At 65.4% G+C, this 24,555-nt stretch carries 20 protein-coding genes; 2 read left to right on the top strand and 18 right to left on the bottom strand.

What is annotated here, in order from left to right:
* Window positions 1–62: 62 nt before the first annotated feature.
* The 18 genes from mutL to sucC all read right to left on the bottom strand — a co-directional run bounded on the left by mutL (window position 63) and on the right by sucC (window position 21,572).
* Window positions 63–1,922 carry a DNA mismatch repair endonuclease MutL gene (gene mutL / locus NTV05_07360; protein MCX6544220.1) on the bottom strand — a complete coding sequence of 620 codons (1,860 nt, stop codon included), beginning with the start codon at window positions 1,920–1,922 and terminating at the stop codon, window positions 63–65.
* Between the two features lie 7 nt (window positions 1,923–1,929).
* Window positions 1,930–4,689, bottom strand: coding sequence for a pyruvate, phosphate dikinase (gene ppdK / locus NTV05_07355; protein ID MCX6544219.1), 2,760 nt, complete (start codon window positions 4,687–4,689; stop codon window positions 1,930–1,932).
* A gap of 118 nt (window positions 4,690–4,807) precedes the next feature.
* Entirely contained in the window at window positions 4,808–7,030 is a 2,223-nt protein-coding gene (gene glyS, locus NTV05_07350) for a glycine--tRNA ligase subunit beta (protein ID MCX6544218.1), read from the bottom strand.
* 48 nt (window positions 7,031–7,078) lie between these two features.
* Window positions 7,079–7,957 (bottom strand): glycine--tRNA ligase subunit alpha, encoded by an 879-nt coding sequence (locus NTV05_07345; GenBank protein MCX6544217.1) that lies wholly within the window; start codon window positions 7,955–7,957, stop codon window positions 7,079–7,081.
* A gap of 19 nt (window positions 7,958–7,976) precedes the next feature.
* Window positions 7,977–8,750, bottom strand: coding sequence for a DNA repair protein RecO (gene recO / locus NTV05_07340; GenBank protein MCX6544216.1), 774 nt, complete (start codon window positions 8,748–8,750; stop codon window positions 7,977–7,979).
* 73 nt (window positions 8,751–8,823) lie between these two features.
* Entirely contained in the window at window positions 8,824–9,717 is an 894-nt protein-coding gene (era, locus tag NTV05_07335; GenBank protein MCX6544215.1) for a GTPase Era, read from the bottom strand.
* The gene (gene ybeY, locus NTV05_07330) at window positions 9,714–10,361 is read right to left on the bottom strand and encodes an rRNA maturation RNase YbeY (protein MCX6544214.1); all 648 of its coding nucleotides are present in this window, start codon (window positions 10,359–10,361) and stop codon (window positions 9,714–9,716) included. The genes era and ybeY overlap by 4 nt, the downstream gene beginning before the upstream one ends.
* Before the next feature lie 6 nt (window positions 10,362–10,367).
* Entirely contained in the window at window positions 10,368–11,348 is a 981-nt protein-coding gene (locus NTV05_07325; protein MCX6544213.1) for a PhoH family protein, read from the bottom strand.
* Window positions 11,348–13,114 (bottom strand): aspartate--tRNA ligase, encoded by a 1,767-nt coding sequence (aspS, locus tag NTV05_07320; GenBank protein ID MCX6544212.1) that lies wholly within the window; start codon window positions 13,112–13,114, stop codon window positions 11,348–11,350. Before aspS ends, NTV05_07325 begins: the two co-directional genes overlap by 1 nt.
* 20 nt (window positions 13,115–13,134) lie before the next feature.
* Window positions 13,135–14,388: a histidine--tRNA ligase gene (gene hisS / locus NTV05_07315; GenBank protein ID MCX6544211.1), complete on the bottom strand. Its 1,254-nt coding sequence runs from the start codon at window positions 14,386–14,388 to the stop codon at window positions 13,135–13,137.
* Window positions 14,389–14,392: 4 nt separating this feature from the next.
* The gene (locus tag NTV05_07310) at window positions 14,393–14,593 is read right to left on the bottom strand and encodes a DUF2905 domain-containing protein (protein ID MCX6544210.1); all 201 of its coding nucleotides are present in this window, start codon (window positions 14,591–14,593) and stop codon (window positions 14,393–14,395) included.
* Between the two features lie 120 nt (window positions 14,594–14,713).
* Window positions 14,714–15,127, bottom strand: a complete 414-nt coding sequence (gene ndk, locus NTV05_07305) for a nucleoside-diphosphate kinase (protein ID MCX6544209.1) — start codon at window positions 15,125–15,127, stop codon at window positions 14,714–14,716.
* Window positions 15,128–15,146: 19 nt separating this feature from the next.
* Window positions 15,147–16,199 (bottom strand): 2-oxoacid:ferredoxin oxidoreductase subunit beta, encoded by a 1,053-nt coding sequence (locus NTV05_07300; GenBank protein MCX6544208.1) that lies wholly within the window; start codon window positions 16,197–16,199, stop codon window positions 15,147–15,149.
* A 14-nt stretch (window positions 16,200–16,213) separates the two neighbouring features.
* Entirely contained in the window at window positions 16,214–18,046 is a 1,833-nt protein-coding gene (locus NTV05_07295; protein MCX6544207.1) for a 2-oxoacid:acceptor oxidoreductase subunit alpha, read from the bottom strand.
* Window positions 18,047–18,060: 14 nt separating this feature from the next.
* Entirely contained in the window at window positions 18,061–18,546 is a 486-nt protein-coding gene (locus tag NTV05_07290; protein ID MCX6544206.1) for a hypothetical protein, read from the bottom strand.
* 176 nt (window positions 18,547–18,722) lie between these two features.
* On the bottom strand, window positions 18,723–19,382 hold the full coding sequence (locus NTV05_07285) for an acyloxyacyl hydrolase (protein ID MCX6544205.1): 660 nt from the start codon (window positions 19,380–19,382) through the stop codon (window positions 18,723–18,725).
* 150 nt (window positions 19,383–19,532) lie between these two features.
* Window positions 19,533–20,402 carry a succinate--CoA ligase subunit alpha gene (sucD, locus tag NTV05_07280; protein ID MCX6544204.1) on the bottom strand — a complete coding sequence of 290 codons (870 nt, stop codon included), beginning with the start codon at window positions 20,400–20,402 and terminating at the stop codon, window positions 19,533–19,535.
* 9 nt (window positions 20,403–20,411) lie between these two features.
* Window positions 20,412–21,572: an ADP-forming succinate--CoA ligase subunit beta gene (gene sucC / locus NTV05_07275; GenBank protein ID MCX6544203.1), complete on the bottom strand. Its 1,161-nt coding sequence runs from the start codon at window positions 21,570–21,572 to the stop codon at window positions 20,412–20,414.
* Window positions 21,573–21,927: 355 nt separating this feature from the next.
* On the opposite strand from sucC, the gene NTV05_07270 reads away from it, so the two are divergent.
* Both NTV05_07270 and NTV05_07265 read left to right on the top strand, forming a co-directional pair.
* Window positions 21,928–22,608, top strand: a complete 681-nt coding sequence (locus NTV05_07270; GenBank protein MCX6544202.1) for a succinate dehydrogenase cytochrome b subunit — start codon at window positions 21,928–21,930, stop codon at window positions 22,606–22,608.
* The gene (locus NTV05_07265; protein ID MCX6544201.1) at window positions 22,605–24,554 is read left to right on the top strand and encodes a fumarate reductase/succinate dehydrogenase flavoprotein subunit; all 1,950 of its coding nucleotides are present in this window, start codon (window positions 22,605–22,607) and stop codon (window positions 24,552–24,554) included. Before NTV05_07270 ends, NTV05_07265 begins: the two co-directional genes overlap by 4 nt.
* Window position 24,555 lies beyond the last annotated feature (1 nt).

Genomic DNA, 24,555 nt, shown 5'->3' with positions numbered 1-24,555 from the left:
ATGCCGCTCCGAGGATCGGGTGGCCGCGTGAAATGGAAGGGCTGATCGTATCACCCGACCCCTCAGATGCGCTGGAAGTTCTTTTCGATCTCGCGGCGGGAAAGTCTGAGCATCACCGGCCGACCGTGCGGACACACGCTGGAATACGCTGTCTGCCGCAGCTCCTCGAGAATGTGCAGCATCTTGTCATGCGTGAGCGGATCATTCGCCTTCACGGCCGCATGGCACGCCAGCGTCGCCGCGATCTGGCGCAGATGCTCGTTGACCGGCACCGATCCGCCCAGCCCTTCGAGATCCTGCGCGAGCGCCTGGAGTGACAGGATGCCCTGTTCGCGGCCCAGAAGGGCCGGCATCGACGTCACGCGCACGGAGGTCGGGCCGAACTCCTCGACCTCGAACCCGCATTGGTGCAGTTGGGCGACGTGAGACACCAGGGCCGACCGCGCGTCCGGCGGCAGGTCCATCACGATGGGCGTCAGGAGGCGCTGGCTCTCGAGTGGTCCCGCCGTCAGCCGGCCCATGATGCGCTCGTAGAGCACGCGCTCGTGAGCGACATGCTGATCAATGACGGCGACTCCGTCGTCATCAACCGCGATGATGAACGTGTGCCGGAACTGCCCGAGTGGAACGAGCGGCTTGATGATCACGGCGCCGGAACCGGGAGGCTGGTCCGGTGCGACAACTGCCGACTGGAACGTCTGCCCTCCGACGGCCGGCAGCGTGTCGCTGAGCATCTCGCCCCGCGGCTGCCCGGGTACCGCCGACGCCTGTGCCGATCCGTTCCACGGCTCGGACCTAGCTCCAGGCGACGGCGACAACACGGTCGAGGCTCCACCTCCAAACGGCGTCGTGCGCTGCAGGCCAGCCATCAGGCTCGGCAGCGACAGGTTGACCGCCTGTATGCCGCCGGTTTCCGGGGAGAGCCTCAACTCCGGAGCGGGGCCCGAACCGAGCGCGTCCTGGACCGCGCGACGCACAATCTCGTGCACCATCGACTGTTGATGGAAACGCACCTCGGCCTTGGTCGGATGCACGTTGACATCCACCGATTCGGCGGGCATCTCGATGAAGAGATAGGCCTCTGGGCTCCGCTCCTTCGCTGTCGCCGCGGCGTAGGCGTCAACGACCGCGTGCGCGATGGTGCGATCCTTGACGATCCGCTGGTTGACGAAGAACTGTTGTGCTCCCCGCGTGGGTCCCTGCTCAGCCAGCGCCGCGATGAACCCGCGAATGCTCAGGCCACCCGCGTCCTTCCGCACCGGCACCAGGTCCGGCCGCTCGCCGTGGAGCTGGTAGAACCGGTCCTCCATGCGGGAGGCGGGAGGACATCGCAGCAGCACGCGCGGACCGCTGGTCAGCGTGAACCCGACCCGGGGGTTCGCGAGCGCCAGCTGCGTGACCATCCGAGACACCTGCGTGGACTCCGCCACGTCCGACTTGAGGAATTTTCGTCTCGCCGGCAGGTTGTAGAACAGGTCGGCCACTTCCACAATGGTGCCCGGCGCCAGGCCGACTTCGGTCATCGACGCGATGACACCGCCATTGACGCGCAGCTCCGTGCCGCTGTCCGATTGACGCGTTCGCGTCCTCAGCACCAGGTGGGAGACCGATCCAATGCTTGGGAGCGCCTCACCACGAAATCCCATCGTGTGAATCGCTTCGAGATCCTCGGCGCGCGCGATCTTGCTGGTGGCGTGGCGCTCGAGCGACAGCCTGGCGTCTTCCGGCTCCATCCCTTCCCCGTCGTCTTCGACGCGGATGAGCCGCTTGCCCCCCATCTCAATCGCGACGGTGATGCGGGACGCGCCGGCGTCGATGGCGTTCTCGACCAGTTCCTTGACGACGGACGCCGGGCGCTCCACCACTTCGCCGGCGGCGATCTGGTTGGCGAGTTCCGGCGGGAGCTGGCGGATCCTGGCCATCGACGATCTAGTCACCAACCTTGACCGCGAGCGCCGCGTGCGCGGCCGCGAGCCGAGCCACCGGCACGCGATACGGGGACGCGCTGACGTAGTTGAGGCCGACCTTGTGGAAGAAGTGGATCGACGACGGATCGCCGCCGTGCTCGCCGCAGATGCCGAGCTTGATCCCCGGTCGCGCCTTGCGACCCTTTTCCACGGCCATCGCGACCAGTTGGCCGACGCCGACCGTGTCAATCGACGTAAACGGGTCGCGGTCCATGATCTTGCGCTCGAGGTAACTGCCCAGGAACTTCCCGATGTCGTCACGCGAGAAGCCGAAGGTCATCTGCGTCAGGTCGTTGGTGCCGAATGAAAAGAACTGCGCCTCGCTGGCAATCTCGTCGGCGGTCAACGCGCCTCGCGGCACCTCGATCATCGTGCCCACGAGGTAGTTGATCGTGACGCCCTGTTCCTTCATCACGTCCGCGGCCACCCGATCGACGATGAGCTTCTGATCGCGGAGCTCCTTGACCATCCCGACCAGTGGAATCATCACCTCGGGTGTGACCGTGAGGCCCTCCTTGGCGAGCTGGCACGCCGCCTCGAAGATCGCGCGTGCCTGCATCTCGGTGATTTCCGGATACGTGATCCCGAGGCGCACGCCGCGGTGGCCGAGCATCGGATTGAACTCGTGCAACTGCTCGACTCGCTGGAGCAGCGTCCGTTTCGCCGTCAATTCGGCGGGGTTCACGCCAGTGGCTTCCAGCTTCGCGATCTCCACCATGAGATCCTCGCGCCTTGGCAGGAACTCGTGCAGCGGCGGATCGATCGTCCGAATGGTCACTGGTTCGCCGTGCATCGCCTTGAAGACGCCGTAGAAGTCGGCGCGCTGCAACGGCAGCAGTTCCGCGAGCGCGGTCCGGCGATCCTGCTCGTTGTCGGCGAGGATCATCCGCTGCACCTTCTCGATGCGTCCCTCGCCGAAGAACATGTGTTCGGTCCGGCACAAGCCGATCCCGCGCGCGCCGAACGCGTAGGCCAGTTCCGACTGGTCCGGCTGGTCGGCGTTGGCGCGAATCCCGAGCGTGCGGACCTTGTCGGCCCATCCCAGCAGCGTGCTGAAGCGCTGGTAGATATCTGAATCCGCCGGCTTCATTTCGCCGGCCAGCACCTGAAGAATCTCGCTCGGTTTGGTGGCGACCTTGCCGAGCTTCACTTCGCCAGACAAGCCGTCGAACGACACGTAGTCGCCTTCCTTGATCGTCGCGCCGCCCACCGACACCACTTTCGCCTTCTCGTCGATTTCGAGCGCCCCGGCTCCGACCACCGACGGCCGCCCCATCTGCCGCCCCACCACGGCGGCATGCGACGTCATTCCGCCCGTCGCGGTCAGCACGCCCTGCGCCACTTCCATGCCGTGGATGTCATCGGGCACGGTCTCCTTCCGCACGAGCAGCACCTTCTTGCCCTGTTCTGTCCACCTAACTGCCTGCTCGGCGCTGAACACGACCTGCCCGGACGCCGCCCCCGGCGATGCCGGGAGCCCCTTCGCGATGACGGGGAGCTTCTTCCACTCGGCCGGATCGAACACGGGCGAGAGCAACTGCGACAGCGACGCCGGCTCCACCAGCAGCAGCGCCTCGGCAGGCGTCAGGAGCTTCTCCTTGACGAAGTCGGTCGCGATGCACACGGCGGCATACCCGGTGCGCTTGCCACTGCGTGTCTGCAACATGAACAGCTTCTCGTTCTCGATCGTGAACTCGAAATCCTGAATGTCTTTGTAATGCCGTTCTAACCGCGCGGTGAAGTCGCGGAGCTGCTTGTAGGCCTTCGGCATCACGACAGCCAGCTCGGTGATTGGCCGCGGCGTGCGGACCCCCGAGACGACATCCTCGCCCTGGGCGTTGATGAGGAACTCGCCGAAGAACTCCTTGGCTCCGGTCGCCGGGTTCCGGGTGAAACCGACGCCGGTGGCCGACCGATCCCCGGAATTCCCGAACACCATCTTCTGGACGTTGACGGCGGTGCCGATGTTGTCGGGAATCTCGTAGATGCGGCGGTAGGCGATGGCCCGTGCGTTGTTCCACGACCGGAACACGGCATCGCGCGCGCCCCTCAACTGCACCAGCGGGTCCTGCGGGAACTCCTGTTTCGTCTCGCGTTTGACGACGGAGCGGTAGCGTGAGACGACTTCGCGAAGCTGAGTCTCTCCGAGATCCGTGTCGAATTTCGCCCCATTGGCGCGTTTGACCGTGTCGAACTCGTGCTCGAACTTCTCCTTCGGAATCTCCAGCACCACGTTGCCGTACATCTGAATGAACCGGCGATAGCTGTCAAACGCGAACCGGCCGTTGGACGTGCGCGCCTTGAGGCCCTCGACCGAGGCGTCGTTGAGGCCGAGATTGAGAATCGTGTCCATCATGCCGGGCATGGAGAACTTCGCCCCGGATCGTACCGAGACGAGCAGCGGATTGCTGGTGGAGCCGAAGGTGGAGCCCGCCACCTGCTCGAGCCGCCGCACGTGGGTCATCATCTCGTCTTCGATGGCCTGCGGAAGCCGTCGGCCTTCGTCGTACCACAGGTTGCACGCCGCGGTGGAAATCGTGAATCCGGGAGGCACAGGCAGTCCAGCATTCGTCATCTCGGCGAGGCCCGCGCCCTTGCCGCCGAGAAGATCCTTCATCGTGCGGTCCCCATCCGCGTGCCCGCCGGCAAACGCGTACACGAACTTGATCGCGGACCTGGCCGTCCTCGGCGCAATCTTCTTCGCCGCGCCCGCCCTCGGCATGGCCTTCTTCGCCCGGCTCTTCTTCACGGGTGTCTTGACCGGGGGCTTCCGGGTGATCGTCGGTTTGGTGGTCTTCGTCGTTGCCTTCTTCGCCATGGTCGCTATCACTCCATCCGGGTTATGCAGCATTCTTGGGGACGATTTCGGAAATGTCAGCCAGTTCGAGCAACAGGTCGTGCAGGTTGCGCAGCAGGCTCAACCGCTGGTCGCGCAGTTGCTGGTCCTCCACCATCACGAAGATGTCAGTGAAGAACCGATCCACGGCGGGCCTGAACCCGGCGGCGATGCTGAAGGCCGAACCGTACTGCCTGGCCTTGAGCGCCTCGCGGATCTGGATCGAGCGCACCGCGTAGTCAGCCACGAGCGCCGATTCCGCCGGTTCCGTCAGCCGATCCAGACGATCATCCGGCGGGCGCTTCAATTCCCGCGACAGGTTCTTGACGCGCTTGAACGCGACGGCGAGCGCCTCGAAATCCGCCGAATCGCGCGTGGCGCGAAGCGCCTCCAGGCGCCGGCGTGCGTCGAGCGGATCGGGCACGCAGGTCGCGCCAGCCAGGACCGCGTTGAGTTCGTCGTAGGCGAAACCGCGCTGCTCGAAAATGTACCGGAGCCGGTCCAGCAGGAATGTCGTGACGGCCTTCTGCCAGGCCTGGGGGTCGTCGCCTCGTTGGTCCATCGCTCCTACGCCGGCGCGCGATTCCGCGATGAGCCGATCCATGGGAATCGGGATGTCGAGGCCCGTCAACTCCGGCAGGTCGATGAGGGTCCGAAGCAGCCCCTGTGACTGGCGGCGCAGGCCGTAGGGATCCCGCGTCCCGGTGGGCCGCTCTCCCGCGATCATCAACGCGACGACCGTGTCGAGCTTGTCCGCCACCGACACCGCCGCCCACGTGACAGCCGCCGAGCGCAGGTCCTCCCGTGTCGGCGGCGCGTCGTGCTCAACGCCAACCGGCAGGTAGTGGTAGTAGATGGCTCGCCACACGTCCTCGCCGAGGCCCTCTTCCCGCGCGTAGACGCCGCCCATCGTGCCCTGCAGTTCCGTCAACTCGCGAACCATCTCCGTGGCGAGATCGACTTTGGCCAGACGGCCGGCCTGACGCGATGACGCGACCGCCGACGGCACCAGGAACACCTCGTCAGCGATCCATCCTGCCAGTTTCTCCAGCCGCTCCGCCTTGGCGCGATAGCTGCCCAGCCGCTTGTGAAAGAGGATTGTGTCGAGCCTGGGCAGGCGCGTTTCGAGCGGGGTCCGTCGATCGGCATCCCAGAAGAACCTGGCATCGCGCAGCCGCGCGACCAGGACGCGTTCGAGATTTCTCGCGATCGTCCGGTCGTCGTCTGGCTCGGTGTTGACCACCGCGAGAAATGCCGCCATCAGGCCGCCGTGCTCATCGATCACCGGAAAGAAATGCTGATGATGGATCATCGTCGTCGTCAGCACCTCCTGCGGCAACTGGAGAAATTCGGCCGCGAAGCTGCCTGTCACCACCGCGGGGTACTCGACCAGGTCAGGCACCTCGGCCAGCAGCCGCGACTCGGCCGCCGCGGCCTGGCTCACGTGTCCGCCGAGGCGTCTGGCATGGGCGTCGAGCTCGCGGGCGATCTTCGCGTGCCGTTGCTCGCGCTCCAGGATCACGAAGTGCTCGGCCAGCTTGTTCTTGTACTCGTCGAACGATCGCACCTTGAGGGCGCACCCGGCCCTGCCGCTGGTCGCCAGGAATCTGTGGCCGTAGGTGACCGCGCCAGATCCGATGTCCTGCACGAGTCCGCACCGGGCCGCCTCCATCCGCGCGATGGCGAACGGCACGACCCGGCCGCCGTAGAGATACAGGATCCAGCGGATGGGCCGGCCAAACAGCAGTTCCCCGCGCCCGTCTTCCAGCTTCGCGTCCCAGTGCATCTGCTTCGGGAACGCGAGGTCGCGCAGCACGCCGGTGAGCACGTCGGGCAGCACGTCGATCGCGGACTTTCCGCGCACGTGCTTCCTGAATGCGAGGTACACGCCCTTTGGAGTCTCCACCCGTTCGAGGCCGGTAACGTCGACTCCGTGCTTGCGTGCGAATCCCGCGGCTGCCGGAGTGGGCTGTCCGTCCTGACCGAACGACGCCGCCACCGGTGGCCCCATCAGCACTTCTTCGAGATCGGTCTGCCGCTCGGCGATCCGCTCCACGCGCACGGTCAACCTTCGCGGGGTGCTGTAGATCTCGACCGGCGCCTCGGGCATAAGCCGCAACTCCGCCAGGCGGGCGGACGTGCATCGGCCCAATTGGTCGGTCAACGGAGGCAGCCAGCTCGCTGGAATTTCCTCGCAACCCAGTTCGATCAACAACTCACGATCCATACGCCTCTCACCTGGTCGCGACCACCGCGCACGCACACCCGAACACAATCACTCCGGGAGTGACTTCCCGCTTTCCCCGTCGGCGTACGCCCTGGCGATCGCGACCGCCAGTTGCCGCACGCGAAGGATATAGGCCGTCCGCTCGGTGACGCCGATGCCGCCGCTCGCGTCCAGCACATTGAACAAGTGCGAGCACTTCAGGCAATGTTCCAGCGCGGGCAGCACGAGCCCTGATCGCAGGAGCACGCCCGAGAACTCGAAGTACTTGTCGAACAGCTCCCGATGCAGCGCCACGAACGCGTCGCGCGGCATGTCCACCTGGCCGAACGCGTACTTCGACTGTTCGATCTCGTCGCGCAGCCGCACTTCTCCATAGCTCACGCCGGGCGCCCACGCCAGGTCGTAGACGTTGTCCACCCGCTGCAGGAACATCGCAATGCGTTCAAGGCCGTAGGTGATCTCGACCGACACGGGAGCGAGGTCGATGCCGCCCACCTGCTGGAAGTACGTGAACTGCGTGATCTCGAGACCGTCGAGCATCACCTGCCAGCCGATCCCCCACGCGCCGAGCGTCGGCGACTCCCAGTTGTCCTCTTCGAACCTGATGTCGTGCTGCCGGGCCACGACGCCGCAGGCCTCGAGGCTCCGCAGATAGAGCTGCTGAATCTCATCCGGCGCCGGCTTCATGATCACCTGGAACTGGTGGTGCTTGAACAGCCGGTTCGGATTCTCGCCGAAGCGGCCATCATCGGGCCGTCGCGACGGCTGGACGTACGCCACGTTCCAGTGCTTCGGGCCGAGTACGCGCAGCGTCGTTTCCGGATGCGACGTTCCCGCACCGACCTCGAGGTCGAGCGGTTGCTGGATCAAGCAGCCTTGCGACGCCCAGAACTGAGAGAGCTTGAAGATGAGGTCTTGGAAAGTCACGGAATTGTTGTCGCCAATGTCACGGCTGCGGGCGCCCGCGCATCTCGCGCAGCACGCGCACCGACTTGATGTGCTTCTCCAGGTGCGTGGCAATCAGGGCCCGGTGCACCAGTTCGAGTTCCCGGAGCGCCCGCTCCGACACCCGTGCCGCGCCAATCCGGCCGGGCGACGTCGTGCCCGAGGCCCGGAGAAACGCGACCGACTCACCCGACAGCGCGACGGCGTTTCCGGCCGCTGACCGCCCGCACCCCGCGCACAGGTACTGGTGATCGCCCGGCATCAGCACGGCGGCCGTCTCCTCGTCTCGTCCGAGCGCCGCGCCGCAGGTCCCGCAGGCCAGCACCGACGGGTAGACACCCTGCAGCCGCAGCAGCCAGTACTCGAAATACCGCGCCAGCGGTTCCACCGACGCGCCAGCCACCAGCGCATCGATCATCGCGCTGCCGAGGCGATAGAGCGTCTCGTTCGGATCCGCCTCGGGCGCCCACTCGTCGATCAGTTCGGCGAAGTACGCGGCGTACCCCAGGGCCTCGCCACCGGTCGACATGAGCGGCGATGTGATCGGATCCGCATAGTTCAGCGAGACCAGATCGCGGCTCTCCTTCTCGAAATACGTCACGCCCACCCGCGTGAGCGGCTCGAGCGCCCCGCCAAACCTGGAGCGCATGCGCCTGGCGCCCTGGGCCACTCCCCTGCGCTTGCCTCGATCCCGCGTCAGGAAGACGACGATGCGATCGACCTCGCCGAGCTTGTAGGTGCGAAGAATGATCGCCTCGGTCGTATGGAGCGGCATCTCGAGACCCTATATTCTATCCTGCTTTGATCGCCGGCCTGAAGGACAAGCGGCTCCGGCGCCGGGAGAGGCCCTACTGATCGTCGATGACGCCCAACTGGTCCAGGACGCGGGAATCCTCCCGCCAGCCGGCCCGCGTCTTCACGCGCAGATCCAGAAAGACCTTCGTTGCGAAGAACGACTCGAGTTCGAGCCGCGCTTCGGTCCCGATTTGCTTGATCATGCTGCCCGCGCGGCCGATGACGATCGGCTTCTGGGACTCGCGCTCGACGACGATCGAACAGTAGACGCGAATGATGCCGCGGGCGTCCGCCTCTTCGAAGCGATCCACCAGGACGGCGCTCGTAAACGGCAACTCGTCGCGCGTGTGCTGCAGCAGCTTCTCCCGGATGATCTCCGCCACGTAGACACGCTCGGGCTGGTCGGTGAGGAAATCGGCGGGATAGAGGGGCTCGCCGTCAGGCAGATGCTTGAGAAAGACCTGGGCGAGCCGATCGACGTTATCGCCGGTGAGGGCCGAGACGGGCACGATGTCCGCGAAGCGCGTCAGTCTCCCCCACCGCTGCATCTGGGGCAGCAGCGCAGTCTTCTCCACCAGATCCATCTTGTTGAGCGCGAGCACCAGCGGCGCGGTCACCTTGCCGAGCAGGCCTGCGAAGTACTTGTCGCCGCCGCCAATCGACTCGGCGGCGTCCGCAACCGCGCACACGAGATCGGCGTGGTTCATGCTCTGCACGGCCACATCGACCATGCGGACGTTCATCCGATGGAGCGGCCGGTGGATACCGGGCGTGTCGAGAAAGACCATCTGCCCTTCCGGCAGATTGCGCACGCCAACGATGCGGGTGCGCGTCGTCTGGGGCTTGTCCGACACGATCGCGATCTTGGTGCCGACCAGCGCATTGAGCAGCGTGGACTTCCCCGCGTTGGGACGGCCGACCAGCGCGATCATTCCGGCCTTGCTCATAAGCGGCGCCCCTTTCGCGCCTGCCCGGCCGCGGAAAAGGGGCCAGGCCCCTTCTTCCCAAGGAGGGCCGCAGGCAAAGGGGCCTGGCCCCTCTTCCGCCCGGCTCGTTCGATCAGCCCCGTCCGCAGTCCGCCCCCCAGACGCAACCGCCTCTCGAGTGCGGCCATCTCTCCGTGATCCCGTTCGTGGTCGTAGCCGATCAGATGCAGCAACCCGTGCAACGCCAGTACTCGAAGCTCGGTGCCAAGCGGGTGACCGGCGGCAGCCGCCTGCCGCTTCGCCACGCCAATGGCGATGACGATGTCGCCGAGCAACGGCGCATCGAGTGGCGCCACAACCTCGTGCGCCCCGGCTGCCTGCGCCGCCACCGTTCGCCGCCCGGCCGCGCTGCCGCCGCGGCCCGCACCGGTTTCCGCGACGGGAAACGAGAGCACGTCGGTCGCGTAGTCAAGGCCGCGGTAGGTACGGTTCAGGGTCCGGATCCTGGCATCGCTCACCAGGGCCACCGAGACTTCACCTTGTACGCGCGCCGGGACGGCGCGCGACAGCCACGACGCCAGACCGACCGCCTTGAACGGGCGCCGGACGTGACTCGTCACCTCGACCAGAAGGGGGCGACGGCGGGCCTGTCGTGATCCGGTCATGCGCGCTCAGTCCGTACGCTTGACGCCGCCGTTGGCGGCCGAGTACGTCTCGTACGCCTTCACGATCAGCTGCACGAGCTTGTGACGCACCACGTCGCGCTCGTCGAAATGCACGAAGGCAATGCCTTCGATCTCACCGACGACCCTGATCGCCTCGATCAAACCGGACGTCTTGCCGCCCGGCAGATCGATCTGCGTGATGTCTCCGGTGACGACGGCCTTCGATCCGAATCCCAGGCGCGTGAGAAACATCTTCATCTGCTCGGTCGTCGTGTTCTGCGCCTCGTCCAGGATGACGAACGCGTCGTTGAGCGTGCGGCCCCGCATAAACGCCAGCGGCGCGATCTCGATGGTGCCGCGATCGATCAGCCGCGCGACCCGCTCGCCGTCGAGCATGTCGTACAGCGCGTCGTACAACGGACGGAGGTAGGGATTGATCTTTTCCTGCAGGTCGCCCGGCAGGAATCCCAGTCGCTCACCCGCCTCGACGGCGGGCCGGGCGAGAATGATCCGGCTCACCTTCTTCGCCAGCAGGAACGAGACCGCCTGCGCCATGGCGAGATAGGTCTTGCCGGTCCCGGCGGGACCGACACCGAACACAATATCGTGCCGATCGATCGCGTCGAGGTACTTTCGCTGATTGATGCTCTTGGCGACGACCAGGCGCCGCCCGGTGGTCCGGATCGACGCTTTCAGGAAGAAGTCGCGCAGGTTCACCGCCGGATCCTGCGCCAGCAGTTCCCACGCGGTCTTCACGTCGCCGTTCGAGACGCGGTACCCCTCCTGCTGCAGCTCCACCAACTGGCTGATCAGGTGTTCGACGCGCGCCACGCCGGCCGCGTCTCCCTCCGCCAGCAGCTGGTTCCCCTGCGTGCTCAGCCGAACACCGGCCGCGGATTCGATAAACCGGAGGTTCTCGTCGAACGAGCCGAAGATCGCGTTCAATCCCTCGTCGGGCAGCGCGATGGTGCGAGTGTCGCCTGCCATCAGGCGTCCGACCGCAGCCGCAGTTCGCGCAACTGCCGGGTGTCCACCGCTGACGGCGCGCCCGACATCAGGTCCACGGCCTGCGTGGTCTTCGGGAACGCCATCACGTCGCGAATCGACGATTCTCCGGCGAGGATCGCGATGAGGCGATCGACGCCCAGCGCGATGCCGCCGTGGGGAGGCGTGCCATACTGGAGGGCCTCAAGGAAGAAGCCGAACCGCAGTTTCGCGTCCTCGTCGCTGATGCCGAGTGTTCTGAACATCCTCTGCTGCAGCGCGGGGTCGTGGATGCGGATGCTGCCGCCGCCGATCTCGCTGCCATTCAGGACGAGGTCGTAAGCCTGAGCGAGCACGTGGCCGGGATCCTGCTCCATCCGATCCATGTGCGCCTCGACGGGCGAGGTAAAGGGGTGGTGCATGGCGGCCCACCGCTTTTCTTCACTGTCCCACTCGAAGAGGGGGAAATCGACGACCCACGTGAACACGAAGTCGTCGGTCTTGAGCCAGCCCTGATCGCGGGCGACGTTCAGCCGCAGCTGCCCGAGCATCTTCGACGTGGCGTCGGCCTGCCCGCATCCCATCAGCAGCAGATCAGCCGCGCCCGCACCAGCCAGATCGAGTGCCGCGCGGATGGCGGCATCGCCTGCCGCTTTGAGGGCCGAACTCTGGACGGCCTCGCCGTTTCGCCGCGCCCACACCAGCCCTCCTGCCCCAAGTGACTTCGCCTGCTCGCCCAGCGTGTCGAGTTGCTTGCGCGAGAAGGTCGCGCCGCCCGGCACCACGAATCCCCGGACCACGCCTCCGGCGGCGATCGCATCGCGGAACACGCTGAAACCCGTATCGGCGAACACGGGCGAGAGATCGGCAATCGCCATCCCCACGCGCAGGTCCGGCTTGTCCGATCCGTATCTGGCGATGGCGTCCGCGTAGGCCATCCGCGGGAACGGCGTCGTGATGTCGCGTCCGACAATCTTGAACACGTCGGCGATAAGCGGCTCGATGACGCCGAATACGATGTCGCGCGTCGCAAACGACATCTCCGCGTCGATCTGCGTGAACTCCGGCTGCCGATCGGCGCGCAGGTCCTCGTCCCGGAAGCACTTCACGATCTGGAAGTACCGGTCCGTCCCCGCGATCATCAGGATCTGTTTGAAGATCTGCGGCGACTGCGGCAGCGCGTAGAACTCGCCGGGATGAATGCGGCTGGGCACCAGATAGTCGCGCGCCCCCTCGGGAGTCGACTTGGCCAGGACGGGCGTTTCGATTTCCCAGAATCCCTGGCTGTCGAAGTACTTTCGCACGGCAAGCGTCACCTTGTGCCGCAGGCCGAGATTGGCCTGGAGTCTGGGACGCCGCAAGTCGAGATAGCGGTAGCGCAGCCGCAATTCCTCGGACGCGGTGATCTCGTCGGCGATCACGAACGGCGGAACGGCGGCCTCGCTGAGCACTTTGATCTCGGCCGCGTGCACTTCGACCTCGCCAGTCGGCATCTTCGCGTTCAGCGCGGCGGCGGCTCGCGGGCGCACCCGGCCCGCCACGCCGATGACGAACTCGGCTCGCAGATGCTTGGCCTTCTCGAGCAGCTCAGGCGAATCGACGACGACCTGGGTCAGACCGTAACGATCTCTGACGTCGATAAACGCGAGCGCCCCGAGATCGCGCGCGCGGTGCACCCATCCAAGCAGGACCACGTCCTGATCGAGATGCGCCGGCCGCAGTTCTCCGCATGTGTGCGTCCGAACCCAGTTTCCGAGTTTGTCGACCACGTGTCCCTTCTGCCGCCGCCTTACCTGTCCAGTCTGTCCTTCACGTGCGCGACGATGCCGTCCCGGGGCACCCGGACCTGCTCGCTCGTCCGCATATCCTTGGCCGTCACCGTCCCCCCTGCGAGTTCGTCGTCTCCGATGATCAGCGTGAGAACGGCCTTGAGCCGATCTGCCCGCTTCATCTGCGACTTGATGCTGCGGCCTTCGTATTCCATGTGGGCTTCGACGCCCACGCGTCTCAGGTCCCTGAGCAGTCCGATGGCGGCGTCTCGCGCCGCGTCGCCCATCGCGGCGACGAACACGGGCGATCGGCCGGCGCCTCTCGCATCTTCGGGCATCGCGAGCACGAGGCGCTCGATGCCGGCCGCAAACCCTATGCCCACGCGCTCCGGCCCGCCCAGTTGCTTCACAAGGCCGTCGTAGCGGCCTCCGCCCAGAATCGCATTCTGCGCACCGATGTTGCCGCCGAGCACTTCAAACGTCGTGCGGGTGTAGTAGTCGAGACCTCTGACGAGCCGATGCGAGATGCGGTGCGGAATGCCGTAGATCCCGAGATACCGCACCACGGCCTCAAAATGCTGACGGCACGACGCGCACAGGTAGTCGGTCGAGTGAGGCAGGCGGTCAATCGCGGCCTGATCCTGCGGCACCTTGCAATCGAAGATGCGCAGCGGATTCGTGGTCGCGCGGCGCTGGCAGTCGGCGCACAAGTCCGCGACGCCGTCTCCGAGCGCACCAAGAAGCGCTGTTGCGAACGCCGGGCGGCACGCGGCGCATCCCACCGAATTGATCACCAGTTCGACGTTGGCAATCCCCAACTCGCTGACCAGCGTCCAGGCCAGGTCGAGCACCTCGGCATCGACGGCCGGGTCGCTGATGCCAAACACTTCCACGTCGAGCTGGTGAAACTGCCGGTAGCGTCCCTTCTGGGGCCGTTCATGCCTGAACATCGGGCCCATCAGATAAATCTTCGGCACCGCCATCGCCTGTTCCAGGCTGTGCTCGACGAACGCGCGAACCAGGCTCGGTGTCGCTTCGGGCCTGAGCGCCACCCGGTCGCCACCCTTGTCGGTAAACGCGTACATCTCCTTCTGCACGATGTCGGTCGTCTCTCCCGTTCCCTTCGCGAACAGCTCCTCGCGTTCGATGATGGGTGTGCGCACCTCGGCGTAGCCGTAACGCTCGAAGATCCGGCGGGCGGTCTCCTCCACGCGCTGCCAGCGCTCCACCTCGCCTGGCAGAATGTCGTGGGTTCCGCGAATGGCTGGAATCATAGGGTTACCGCCGAAACAGCGCCCACACCACCGTCAGGACGACACTCACGATGATCGACGTCGTGACCGGGACGTAGAACGAGACGCCGCCGCGCCGCACGAGGATGTCCCCCGGCAACCGGCCGATGGGCACACCGAACCACACGAGCAGCCCGGCGGCCGTCACCAGCAGGCCGAAAAACACCAGCAGCCGTCCCACCGCCATTGCGTGGCCCTCTGCTGTTCCGGAATTCACCCGCTCCGACGAGCAACCCGGGATCGCCGGGGGCACGGCATGCCGTGCCCCTACAAGATGCACGGTCACCGACTCGATCGGTCTCCGGGTTCAAATCGTCTCGACGCCTGCGAAGAAATAGCCCGACTCGAATGCGGCGGTCTCAGCGGCGTCAGACCCGTGGGTCGCATTGCACTGGATGCTGCTGCCGAACTCTGCGCGCAGCGTGCCGGGCGCTGCCTTGGCCGGATCGGTCGCGCCCATCAGGTCGCGCCATTTCCTGATGGCGCCATCGGCTTCCAACAGCATCACAATGACCGGCCCTGACGACATGAAGTCAGTCACGCTCCCGAAGAACGGACGCTCGCGGTGGACGGCGTAGAACCCCTCCGCCTGTCGCTTGGTGAGGCTGACCTGGCGCAATCCCCGAATGCGAAAACCCGCTTCTTCAATGCGCTGAATGATCTTACCGGCGAGCTTCCGCTCGACGGCATCGGGTTTGATGATGGCAAATGTTCGTTCCATATTCCTTCGATTATACCAACTACCGCAGCCGCTCCATGATCTGGTCGAGAGCTTCCCTCGACGGTCGCAACACATCTTCTGGCAGCAAGGAGAGCGGTGTATCGACCAGATTCAGCAGGTCCGTGAAACTCGTGCGGTCGGGGTCGACATAGAGCAGGCCTGTCGCGAATTCGCCCTTCCGCGCCGTTTCGTCGAGCAAAGCCAGCGCCGCCAGCTTGTCCTTCGGGTTGTAGCCGTCCGCGATCTTCTTCAGGTAGACGCGCGACCCGTCGTGCAGCGTCACGACCTCGGTCGTGCCCGGCTCGTAGTCCACCACGATATCGTCGAAGTACGGCACGAAGAGCACCTCGCCGAGCGGATCGTCGTGTGCCTTCACGTACGCGTAACTCTTGGTCGATCCTTCGTGGTCGTTGAAGGTCACGCAGGGAGAGATGACGTCGAGCAACACGGTTCCGCGGTGGGCCATCGCCGCCTTCAGAAGCGAGGCGAGCTGCCTCTTGTCGCCGGAAAACGACCGCGCCACAAAGCTCGCCCCGAGTTGAATCGCCAGCGCACACAAGTCAATCGGCGGCAAATCGCTGACGACCCCGTTCTTGAGTTTCGATCCGAGGTCGGCCGTCGGTGACATCTGTCCCTTCGTCAAGCCGTAGCAGCCGTTGTTCTCGACGATGTAGATCATCGGGACATTGCGGCGCATCAGGTGGACGAAGTGGCCCGCCCCGATGGCGCCGGTGTCGCCGTCGCCGCTGACGCCGATCGCCACCAGGTGCTGGTTGGCGAGCACGGCTCCCGTCGCCACGGCCGCCATGCGCCCGTGCACGGCGTTGAACCCGTGCGCGGCGCCGAGGAAGTACGCCGGGCTCTTGCTTGAACAGCCAATCCCGGAGAGCTTGATCACGCGTTGCGGGTCGACGTCCATCTCGAAGCAGGCTTCGACGATCCGCTCGGAGATGGCGTTGTGGCCGCAGCCGGCGCAGAGCGTGCTCTTGCCTCCGCGATACGCCTGAACATCGAGACGGATGCGGTTGACCTTCTTGCCCGGAGTCTGCGCCGCCGGCGTTTCTGTCGCCATGATCGAGTACCTGGCTATTCCCGTTCCTGCGCGAGAACGGCATCCGACACGGACCGCGCGTCGATCGGCAAGCCGGTGTAATAGCGCACGCTGCGCAGCCTACCCACCTGCTCCGCCGTCAGATCGAGCTTCAACAAGCCGAGCATCTGCGCATCGCGGTTCTGTTCGACGACGTACACCCGCGCGTGGCCATCGATGAAGCGTCCGACCTCTGCGGTGAAGGGATACGCCCGGAGGCGCAGGTACGACGTCTTCACCCCCGCTTCCTGACGGAGTTGGTCGCGCGCTTCCTCGACCGCCCAGTGGGTCGAACCATAGGCGATCACCGCGATCCTGGCCTCTGGCTCCACGTCCACCGTCTCCGCCGGCACCCACTGCCGCGCAGTCTCGAACTTGCGGGCAAGTCGGTCCACGGTATTCGTGTAGTCGTCGGCGCGCTCGCTGTACTGCCCTCGGCTGTTATGACCCGAGCCGCGGTTGAAATAGGTCGGCATGCCGTCGCCGGGCACGGAGCGATACGCAATCCCGTCGCCGTCCACATCCACGTACCGGCCCCATTCCCCCAGGCGTGCCAACGTCCCGGCATCCAGGCGTTTGCCGCGGTTGAGTGGTTTGTCCGGGTACTGGAGTACGTCGGCCACCCAGGTGTTCATCCCGAGATCGAGATCGCTCATCACGAAGACCGGCGTCTGGAACCGTTCCGCCAGATCAAACGCGGCCATCGTCAGCTTATAGCACTCGTCGACCGAATTCGGGATGAGCATGATGTGCCGCGTGTCGCCGTGCGACAGCACGGCGGTCGAGAGGATGTCGCCCTGTGCCGTGCGGGTCGGCAGTCCGGTGGATGGACCGAGGCGCTGAACGTCGATGATGACCGCTGGCACCTCGCTGTAGTAGCCGAGGCCGGTCAGTTCGGCCATCAACGAGATGCCCGGTCCGGAGGTCGCCGTCATCGACCGCGCGCCTGCCCAGCCCGCACCAAGCGCCATGCCGATGGACGCCAGCTCGTCTTCGGCCTGCACGATGGCAAACGTCGCCTTCCCGGAGGCCTTGTCCAGCCGGTACTGCTTCATGTACTCGATGAGCGTCTCGCAGACCGTGGAGGACGGTGTGATCGGGTACCAGGTGACCACCGTCACGCCCGCCATCATGGCGCCAATCGCCACCGCGGCGTTGCCTTCGATAAGGATCTTCCCTTGTGTGGCGTTCATCCGCTCGGCGCGGAATCGATCGCGCTTCGGCAGATTCGTGTCGGCGAAGTCGTACCCCGCCTTGAGAGCCGCCTGGTTGAGCGCGACCGCCTTGGACTTCTTGCCGAGCTGCTTCCCGAGCGCGGCTTCCAGCTCGCTCATCTCGATGCCAAGCAGCTTCGACAGAACGCCATCGTAGATCACGTTACGAACCAGGCGCCGCAGCTTCGCGTCCGGGCACACTGGAGCGACGAGTTTGTCGAACGGCACAGGATAGAAGATCAGGTCGCCGCGCAGGTCCTGCAGCTTCAGCGGCTCGTCGTAGATCACGACCGCGCCTGCGCTCAACGCCAGCACGTCCTCCTTCGCGGTCTCCGGGTTCATCGCAACCAGAAGATCGATTTCCTTCTTGCGCGCGACATAGCCGCGTCGGTTCGCGCGGATGGTGTACCAGGTCGGCAACCCCGCGATGTTCGACGGAAACAGGTTCTTCCCCGACACCGGAATGCCCATCTGGAAGAGCGACCGGACGAGCACCAGATTGGCCGTCTGACTGCCCGATCCGTTAACGGTGGCGACCTGGATGCTGAAGTCGTTCACCATCTCCTGGGCGGCCGCCGCGGCGGGTGTTTCCTGGATCGCAGATTCAGGCGACATGCATAAGTTCCTGCTCAAGCGCGCCGACGACGAACCGCTGTCGTCCTGGTTGCGGCCAACTGCTCGATGTCCGCCTGATCGCTCGGCCGACCCGTCTGCTTTGATGCGATCAGGTCCGGCCGCCCCAGGTAGGACACTCGTATGCCCTGTATGCGCCTCACGACCCGCCCGGGCCAGGCCTTCTCGAACGTGACAGACCACGCGATCGTCAGAACGTCCACTCGCGGGTCGTCGCCCACGATGGTAATAGCCTTCTGGACCATTTCCGACGACTCGAGTTCGCCGGCGACCCCGTACGGCAGTTCTCCAAGCGCGGCGAGCACGCGCGACATGTTCGGTTCGTCCCGCGGGACGAGGATGTCGACGTCTCGGGTGGCGCGCACGGAACCGTGCAGGTTGGCAGCCACGCCACCCACCAGTAGATAGCGGGCGCGATGGCGATTCAGGAGCCGACACACACGGAGGACGCGGTTATCGGTACCAGGGGTTGGTTTGCGCACGTCTCCACCGATCGTATTGAGCGAAGGTGGCGAACGACTTCGTAAACGGCTTGAACCGGTACGGCGTCAGGGCGCGAAAATCAGCGAACAGCCTCTCGGCCTCGTCCAGGCGCGAGGCCGGACTGGAATGCCGTTTCGGTGCTCGCCGTTGTTCAAGACGCCTGCCCACGTGACGATTATATCGCGCGCGAGAACCCCGCGAAGAACACGACGCCGTCGATGCCCGGATTGGCGGGCGCCGTATACGCGTTCGACAGGTGATGGAACTTGCAGCCCATGCGCAGTGACCAGCGCGAACTGTACGACCAGATCGCGCCGCCGCCGAGCTCGAACGTGAAGTTGAACCTCCGCGACTCGGCCACGGGCACGTTGCGTGTGAACCACACACAGCCCCCGGCCCCGGCGGCAAACAGACGCCAGCGTGACCCGACGCGCAGTTGTGATTCCAGCCCGATCGGCGAGATCCCCACGCCGGCGACCGGGCCGCGGCCCGTCTCCATCATCGCGGTCTGTCCGTTGCTGAACGTGACGGTCTGGTATTTCGGATTGTTCGAGATGAGCAGCAGCGGCACGATCTCTGGCGCGTAGCCCAACGTCCAGCGCGGCCCGCGCACGACGTTCACGGAGATGTGGACGCCGAGGAACAGGTGATTGCGATCGGGCGTCACGCCGAGAAACGTGCCGGCCAGCGAGTGCCGCGCGCCGCCAACATACGGCGTCACCTCGACCTTCGGCGCGAGGACGCTGGCGCGGTCGGACGCTGTCTGCGCCGCCGCGGTTCCGACAACGCCCCCGACCAACAGGCAGCACGTCAGCAGTCGGCCAAGTCGCCTCATGTTTATTACTCGCTCGAGGCCCGGCCGGACGCCGGGGTTCGCCCGAACAACGAGGGGCGACCACTGGGGGTCGCCCCTACGCCATGTCTCCGCAGGGCACGGCGTGCCGTGCCGTGGTGTCTCAGGACGGGCCGACACGGGGGTCGGCCCCTACTTCAGCGACGCCACCATCGCCTGGCCGATGTCGGCCGGACTCTGCACAACGCGCACGCCCGCGGCGGTGAGCGCGGCCATCTTCTCCGCCGCCGTGCCCTTGCCGCCCGCGATGATGGCGCCGGCGTGGCCCATGCGGCGTCCCGGGGGCGCGGTCTGGCCACAGATGAAACTGACAACCGGCTTGGTCACGTGCTTCTTGATGAATGAGGCGGCTTCCTCTTCGGCCGTGCCGCCGATTTCGCCGATCATCACGATGCCTTCGGTCTCCTTGTCGGCCTGGAACAGCGTCAGCGCATCGATGAAGTTCGTGCCGATCAACGGATCGCCGCCGATGCCGACGCAGGTGGTCTGCCCGAGCTTGAGGCGCGTCAACTGGTGGATCGCCTCGTAGGTCAGCGTCCCGCTGCGCGAGACGATGCCAATCCGGCCCTCCTGGCAGATCTGGCCAGGAATGATCCCCGCCTTGGCCTTGCCGGGCGAAATCAGCCCAGGGCAGTTCGGCCCGATGAGCCGCGTGGGCTTCTCCTTGAGCACCGCCATCACGCGCATCATGTCGAGCGTCGGGATGCCTTCAGTGATGCACACGACCAGCGCGATGCCGGCGTCGGCGCACTCGAGAATCGCATCCGCCGAATACGGCGGCGGCACGAAAATCACGCTGGCGTTGGCGCCGGTCTTGGCGACGGCCTCCGCCACGGTGTTGAAAATCGGCCAGCCTTCGTGCGTGGTGCCGCCCTTGCCCGGTGTCACGCCGCCGACGACGGTGGTTCCGTACTGCGCCGCCTGCTTCGCGTGGAAGGTCCCCTCACGTCCGGTGAGGCCCTGCACGAGCAGGCGCGTCGATGTATCAATCAGGACTGCCATTGTTCCCCCTCACCCGCGCGCGAGCGCGACGACTTTGCTGGCGCCTTCGTCCATGGCGTCGGCGGTCGTAAAATTGAGCCCGCTCTCGCGAAGCATCTTCTTGCCGGTGTCGACGTTGGTGCCTTCCATGCGGATGACGATGGGCACGTTGACCGACAGTTCCTTGACCGCCGCAATGACCCCCTCCGCGAGCACATCGCAGCGCAGGATGCCACCGAAGATGTTGATGAAGACGGCCTTTACATTGGCGTCTGACATCAGGATCTTGAACGCATTCCGGATCTGCTCCGCCGTGGCGCCGCCGCCCACGTCGAGGAAGTTGGCCGGCTCGCCGCCCGCCAGCTTGATGATGTCCATCGTGGCCATCGCCAGACCGGCGCCGTTGACCATGCATCCGATCGTGCCGTCGAGCCGGATGTAGTTGAGCGAGAACTTCGAGGCTTCGATCTCCAGCGGATCTTCCTCGCTCGGGTCACGCAGCTCGCGCAGCTCGGGATGCCGATAGAGTGCGTTGTCGTCGAAGTTCATTTTGGCGTCGAGCGCGAGCAGGCCGCCCTCGGCCGTGACAATCAGCGGATTGATCTCGATCAGAGACGCGTCGGTCGCCTTGAAGGCTTCGTAGAGCGCCGCGATCACCTTGCCGGCCTGCGCCACCGCCTGGCCTTCGAGACCGAGCGCGAAGGCGAGCTTCTTGGCCTGGAACGCCTCGAAGCCGGCCGTCGGATGGATGTACTCCTTGAAGATGAGTTCGGGCGTCTCGGCCGCCACTTTCTCGATCTCCATGCCGCCGGCCGAACTGGCCATCACCACCGGACGGCCGGCGGCGCGGTCGAGCACGAGTCCGAGATACAGCTCGCGCGCGATCTGCAGCCCCTGTTCGATGAGCACGCGTTGCACCACCTTGCCCTCGGGGCCGGTCTGGTGCGTGACGAGCTTCATGCCGATCATCGCCGCGGCGAACCGCTCGACCTCACCCATCGTCCTGGCGACCTTGACGCCGCCGCCCTTGCCGCGGCCGCCGGCGTGGATCTGTGCCTTGACGACCACGGGCAGCCCGAGCCGCTGTGCGATGGCGACGGCTTCGTCGGCGTTGTAGGCGACCTCGCCACGCGGCACTGGCACGCCGTAGCGGGCGAGCACCGCCTTTGCCTGGTATTCGTGAATTTTCACGGGATTCCCGGGATGTGACGGGCCCTCAGGGAAAGGTGACGCCGCACCAGCGAAGGGGCCCGTCGTCCACTTCGCTTCGACGCTTGGGGACCAAGCTCACCGAGGATGCTAGCGGGCTGAGCGAAGAAGGTCAAGCCGCCGTCGCTCTTCGGCGTGAGTCTGCCGAAGAGCTGTGGCGGGCCAGGGCCGCCGATCGGGCGTGCCAAGGGACCGCGCGGGGAGGCGCGAGAAGGAAGAAGGGTTGCTTGATTCGAGCCGTCCACATACAATCTCAGGTCGGACTCGACGCTCGGTCCCCTAACGAGTCCGCAGTCCTCGCGTCCTGGACGCCTTGGTTCCAGGCTGGAGTCGCTCAATGGCATCGCGCCCGTCATCGTTATTCTCGACCATCGCTACGAAGATTCTCATCGCGTTGACCGGCCTGAGTCTGGTGGGGTTCCTGTGCGTGCACCTGGCCGGGAACATCCTGCTCTACATCGGGCCGGCGAAGTTCAACGCGTACTCTCACGCGCTCATCACGAATCCGTTTGTCATTCCGGCCGAAGTCGGCCTCACGTTGATCTTCGTGATTCACGTGCTGGAAACGGTGACGCTCTGGTGGACCAACCGCGATGCGCGGCCGATCCCGTACCAGTCGAAGACCTGGGCCCGGGGCAAGAGCCGCAAGTCGCTGGCCTCGACCACGATGATCTGGACCGGGTCCGTGATGTTCGTGTTCCTGGCCATTCACATCGCCACGATGAAGTATGGCGCGTGGTACACGACGAGCATTCACGGTGTCGAGGGCCGCGACCTCTATCGGCTTGTGCGCGACGTGTTCGGCAACCCGCTCTGGGTGGCCTTCTACGTGCCCTGCGTGGGCGTGACGGGCTTTCATCTGTGGCACGGGTTCTCGAGCGCCTTCGAATCGCTGGGCCTCAATCATCCACATCTCACGCCGCGCGTGTTGAAGGTCGGTAAAGTCCTCGCCATCGTCATTGGCGCCGGCTTCGTGTCCCTTCCTCTCGCGCTGTTTTTCATGGGGAGCAGGTCATGAGCGGCCGACCGCAGATTGCCCCGGCAGGCACACGGACGCTCGACTCGCGAACGCCGTCTGGCCCGCTGCCGGAAAAATGGGACAAGTACCGTTTCGACGCGAAGCTGGTGAATCCAACCAACCGACGCAAGTTAACGGTCATTGTCGTGGGCACCGGCCTGGCCGGCGGCGCGGCGGCGGCGACGCTGGGCGAGGCGGGCTACAACGTGCTCAGCTTCTGCATCCAGGACAGCCCGCGGCGCGCGCACAGCATCGCGGCGCAGGGCGGGATCAACGCCGCGAAGAACTACCGGAACGACGGCGACAGCATCACGCGGCTGTTCTACGATACGGTGAAGGGCGGCGATTATCGCGCGCGTGAGGCCAACGTCCACCGGCTCGCGCAGGTCAGCAACAACATCATCGATCAGTGCGTGGCGCAGGGCGTGCCGTTTGCGCGCGAGTACGGCGGGCAGCTCGACAACCGATCGTTCGGGGGCGCGCAGGTGTCTCGCACGTTCTATGCGCGGGGCCAGACCGGCCAGCAACTGCTGATCGGCGCCTATCAGGCCATGATGCGGCAGGTGGGGGCCGGCACCGTCAAGATGTTCCCGCGGTACGAGATGCTGGACCTGGTGGTGGTTGACGGCCGGGCGCGTGGCATCATCGCCCGCAACCTGATCACGGGGAAGGTCGAGCGGTTCGACGCGCACGCGGTGCTGCTGGCGACCGGCGGGTACGCCAACACGTATTACCTCTCAACGAACGCCGTCAATTCGAACGCGACGGCCATCTGGCGGGCGTACAAACGGGGAGCCCTGTTCGCGAATCCGTGCTTCACCCAGATCCATCCGACCTGCATCCCGGTGTCCGGCGACCATCAGTCGAAGCTGACACTGATGAGCGAGAGCCTCCGCAACGACGGCCGCATCTGGGTGCCGAAGACGGCCGGCGACAAGCGACCCGCCATCGAGATCCCGGAACAGGAGCGCGACTACTTCCTCGAGCGGCGGTATCCCACCTTCGGCAACCTGGTTCCGCGCGACGTGGCCTCGCGCGCGTCCAAGGCGGTCTGCGACGAAGGCCGCGGCGCTGGCGAGACGGGCCTCTCCGTCTATCTCGACTTCGCAGATTCCATCAAGCGGCTGGGCGAAGACGTCATCCGGGAGCGTTACGGCAACCTCTTCCAGATGTACGAGAAGATCACCGATGAGAATCCGTATAAGAGGCCGATGCGGATCTACCCGGCGGTCCACTACACGATGGGTGGACTCTGGGTGGACTACGACCTGATGTCGACGATTCCCGGATTGTTCGTGCTCGGCGAGGCGAATTTCTCCGATCATGGCGCGAACCGGTTGGGGGCGAGCGCACTGATGCAGGGCCTGGCCGACGGCTACTTCGTTGCGCCGTCCACGCTGCCGCACTATCTGGCCACCGCATCGCTTCCGAAGATCACGACCGAGCACGAAGCGTTTCGCGAGGCCGAATCCTCCGTGCGGGCCAAGCTCGCGCGGCTGATTTCGGTCAAGGGCGAGAAGACGCCGCACGAAATCCATCGAGCGCTGGGCAAGGTGATGTGGGATCACGTCGGCATGGGCCGCAACGACGCGGGCCTCAAACAGGCCCTGGCGGCCATCCCCGAACTGCGCGAGCAGTTCTGGCGCGAGGTGGCGGTGCCGTCGAGCGGCGAGGAGTTCAGCCAGGTTCTGGAATACGCGGGACGGGTGGCGGACTACCTCGAACTGGGCGAGCTGATTGCGCTCGACGCGCTCGAACGCCGCGAATCGTGCGGCGGGCACTTCCGTGAGGAATACCAGACACCTGACAATGAAGCGCAGCGAGACGATGAGCACTTCGCGCACGCGGCGGCGTGGGAGTTTGCCGGCGAGGGCGCCGTGCCCATCCGCAACACCGAGCCATTGTCGTTCGATTATGTGAAGCCAAGCCAGCGGAGCTACAAGTAGA

This window comes from Acidobacteriota bacterium, assembly GCA_026393755.1.
In the GTDB taxonomy this organism is placed as follows: domain Bacteria; phylum Acidobacteriota; class Vicinamibacteria; order Vicinamibacterales; family JAKQTR01; genus JBAXOX01.
Note: the sequence above shows the minus strand (reverse complement) of the source record. Positions and strands in the feature narration are given on the sequence as shown.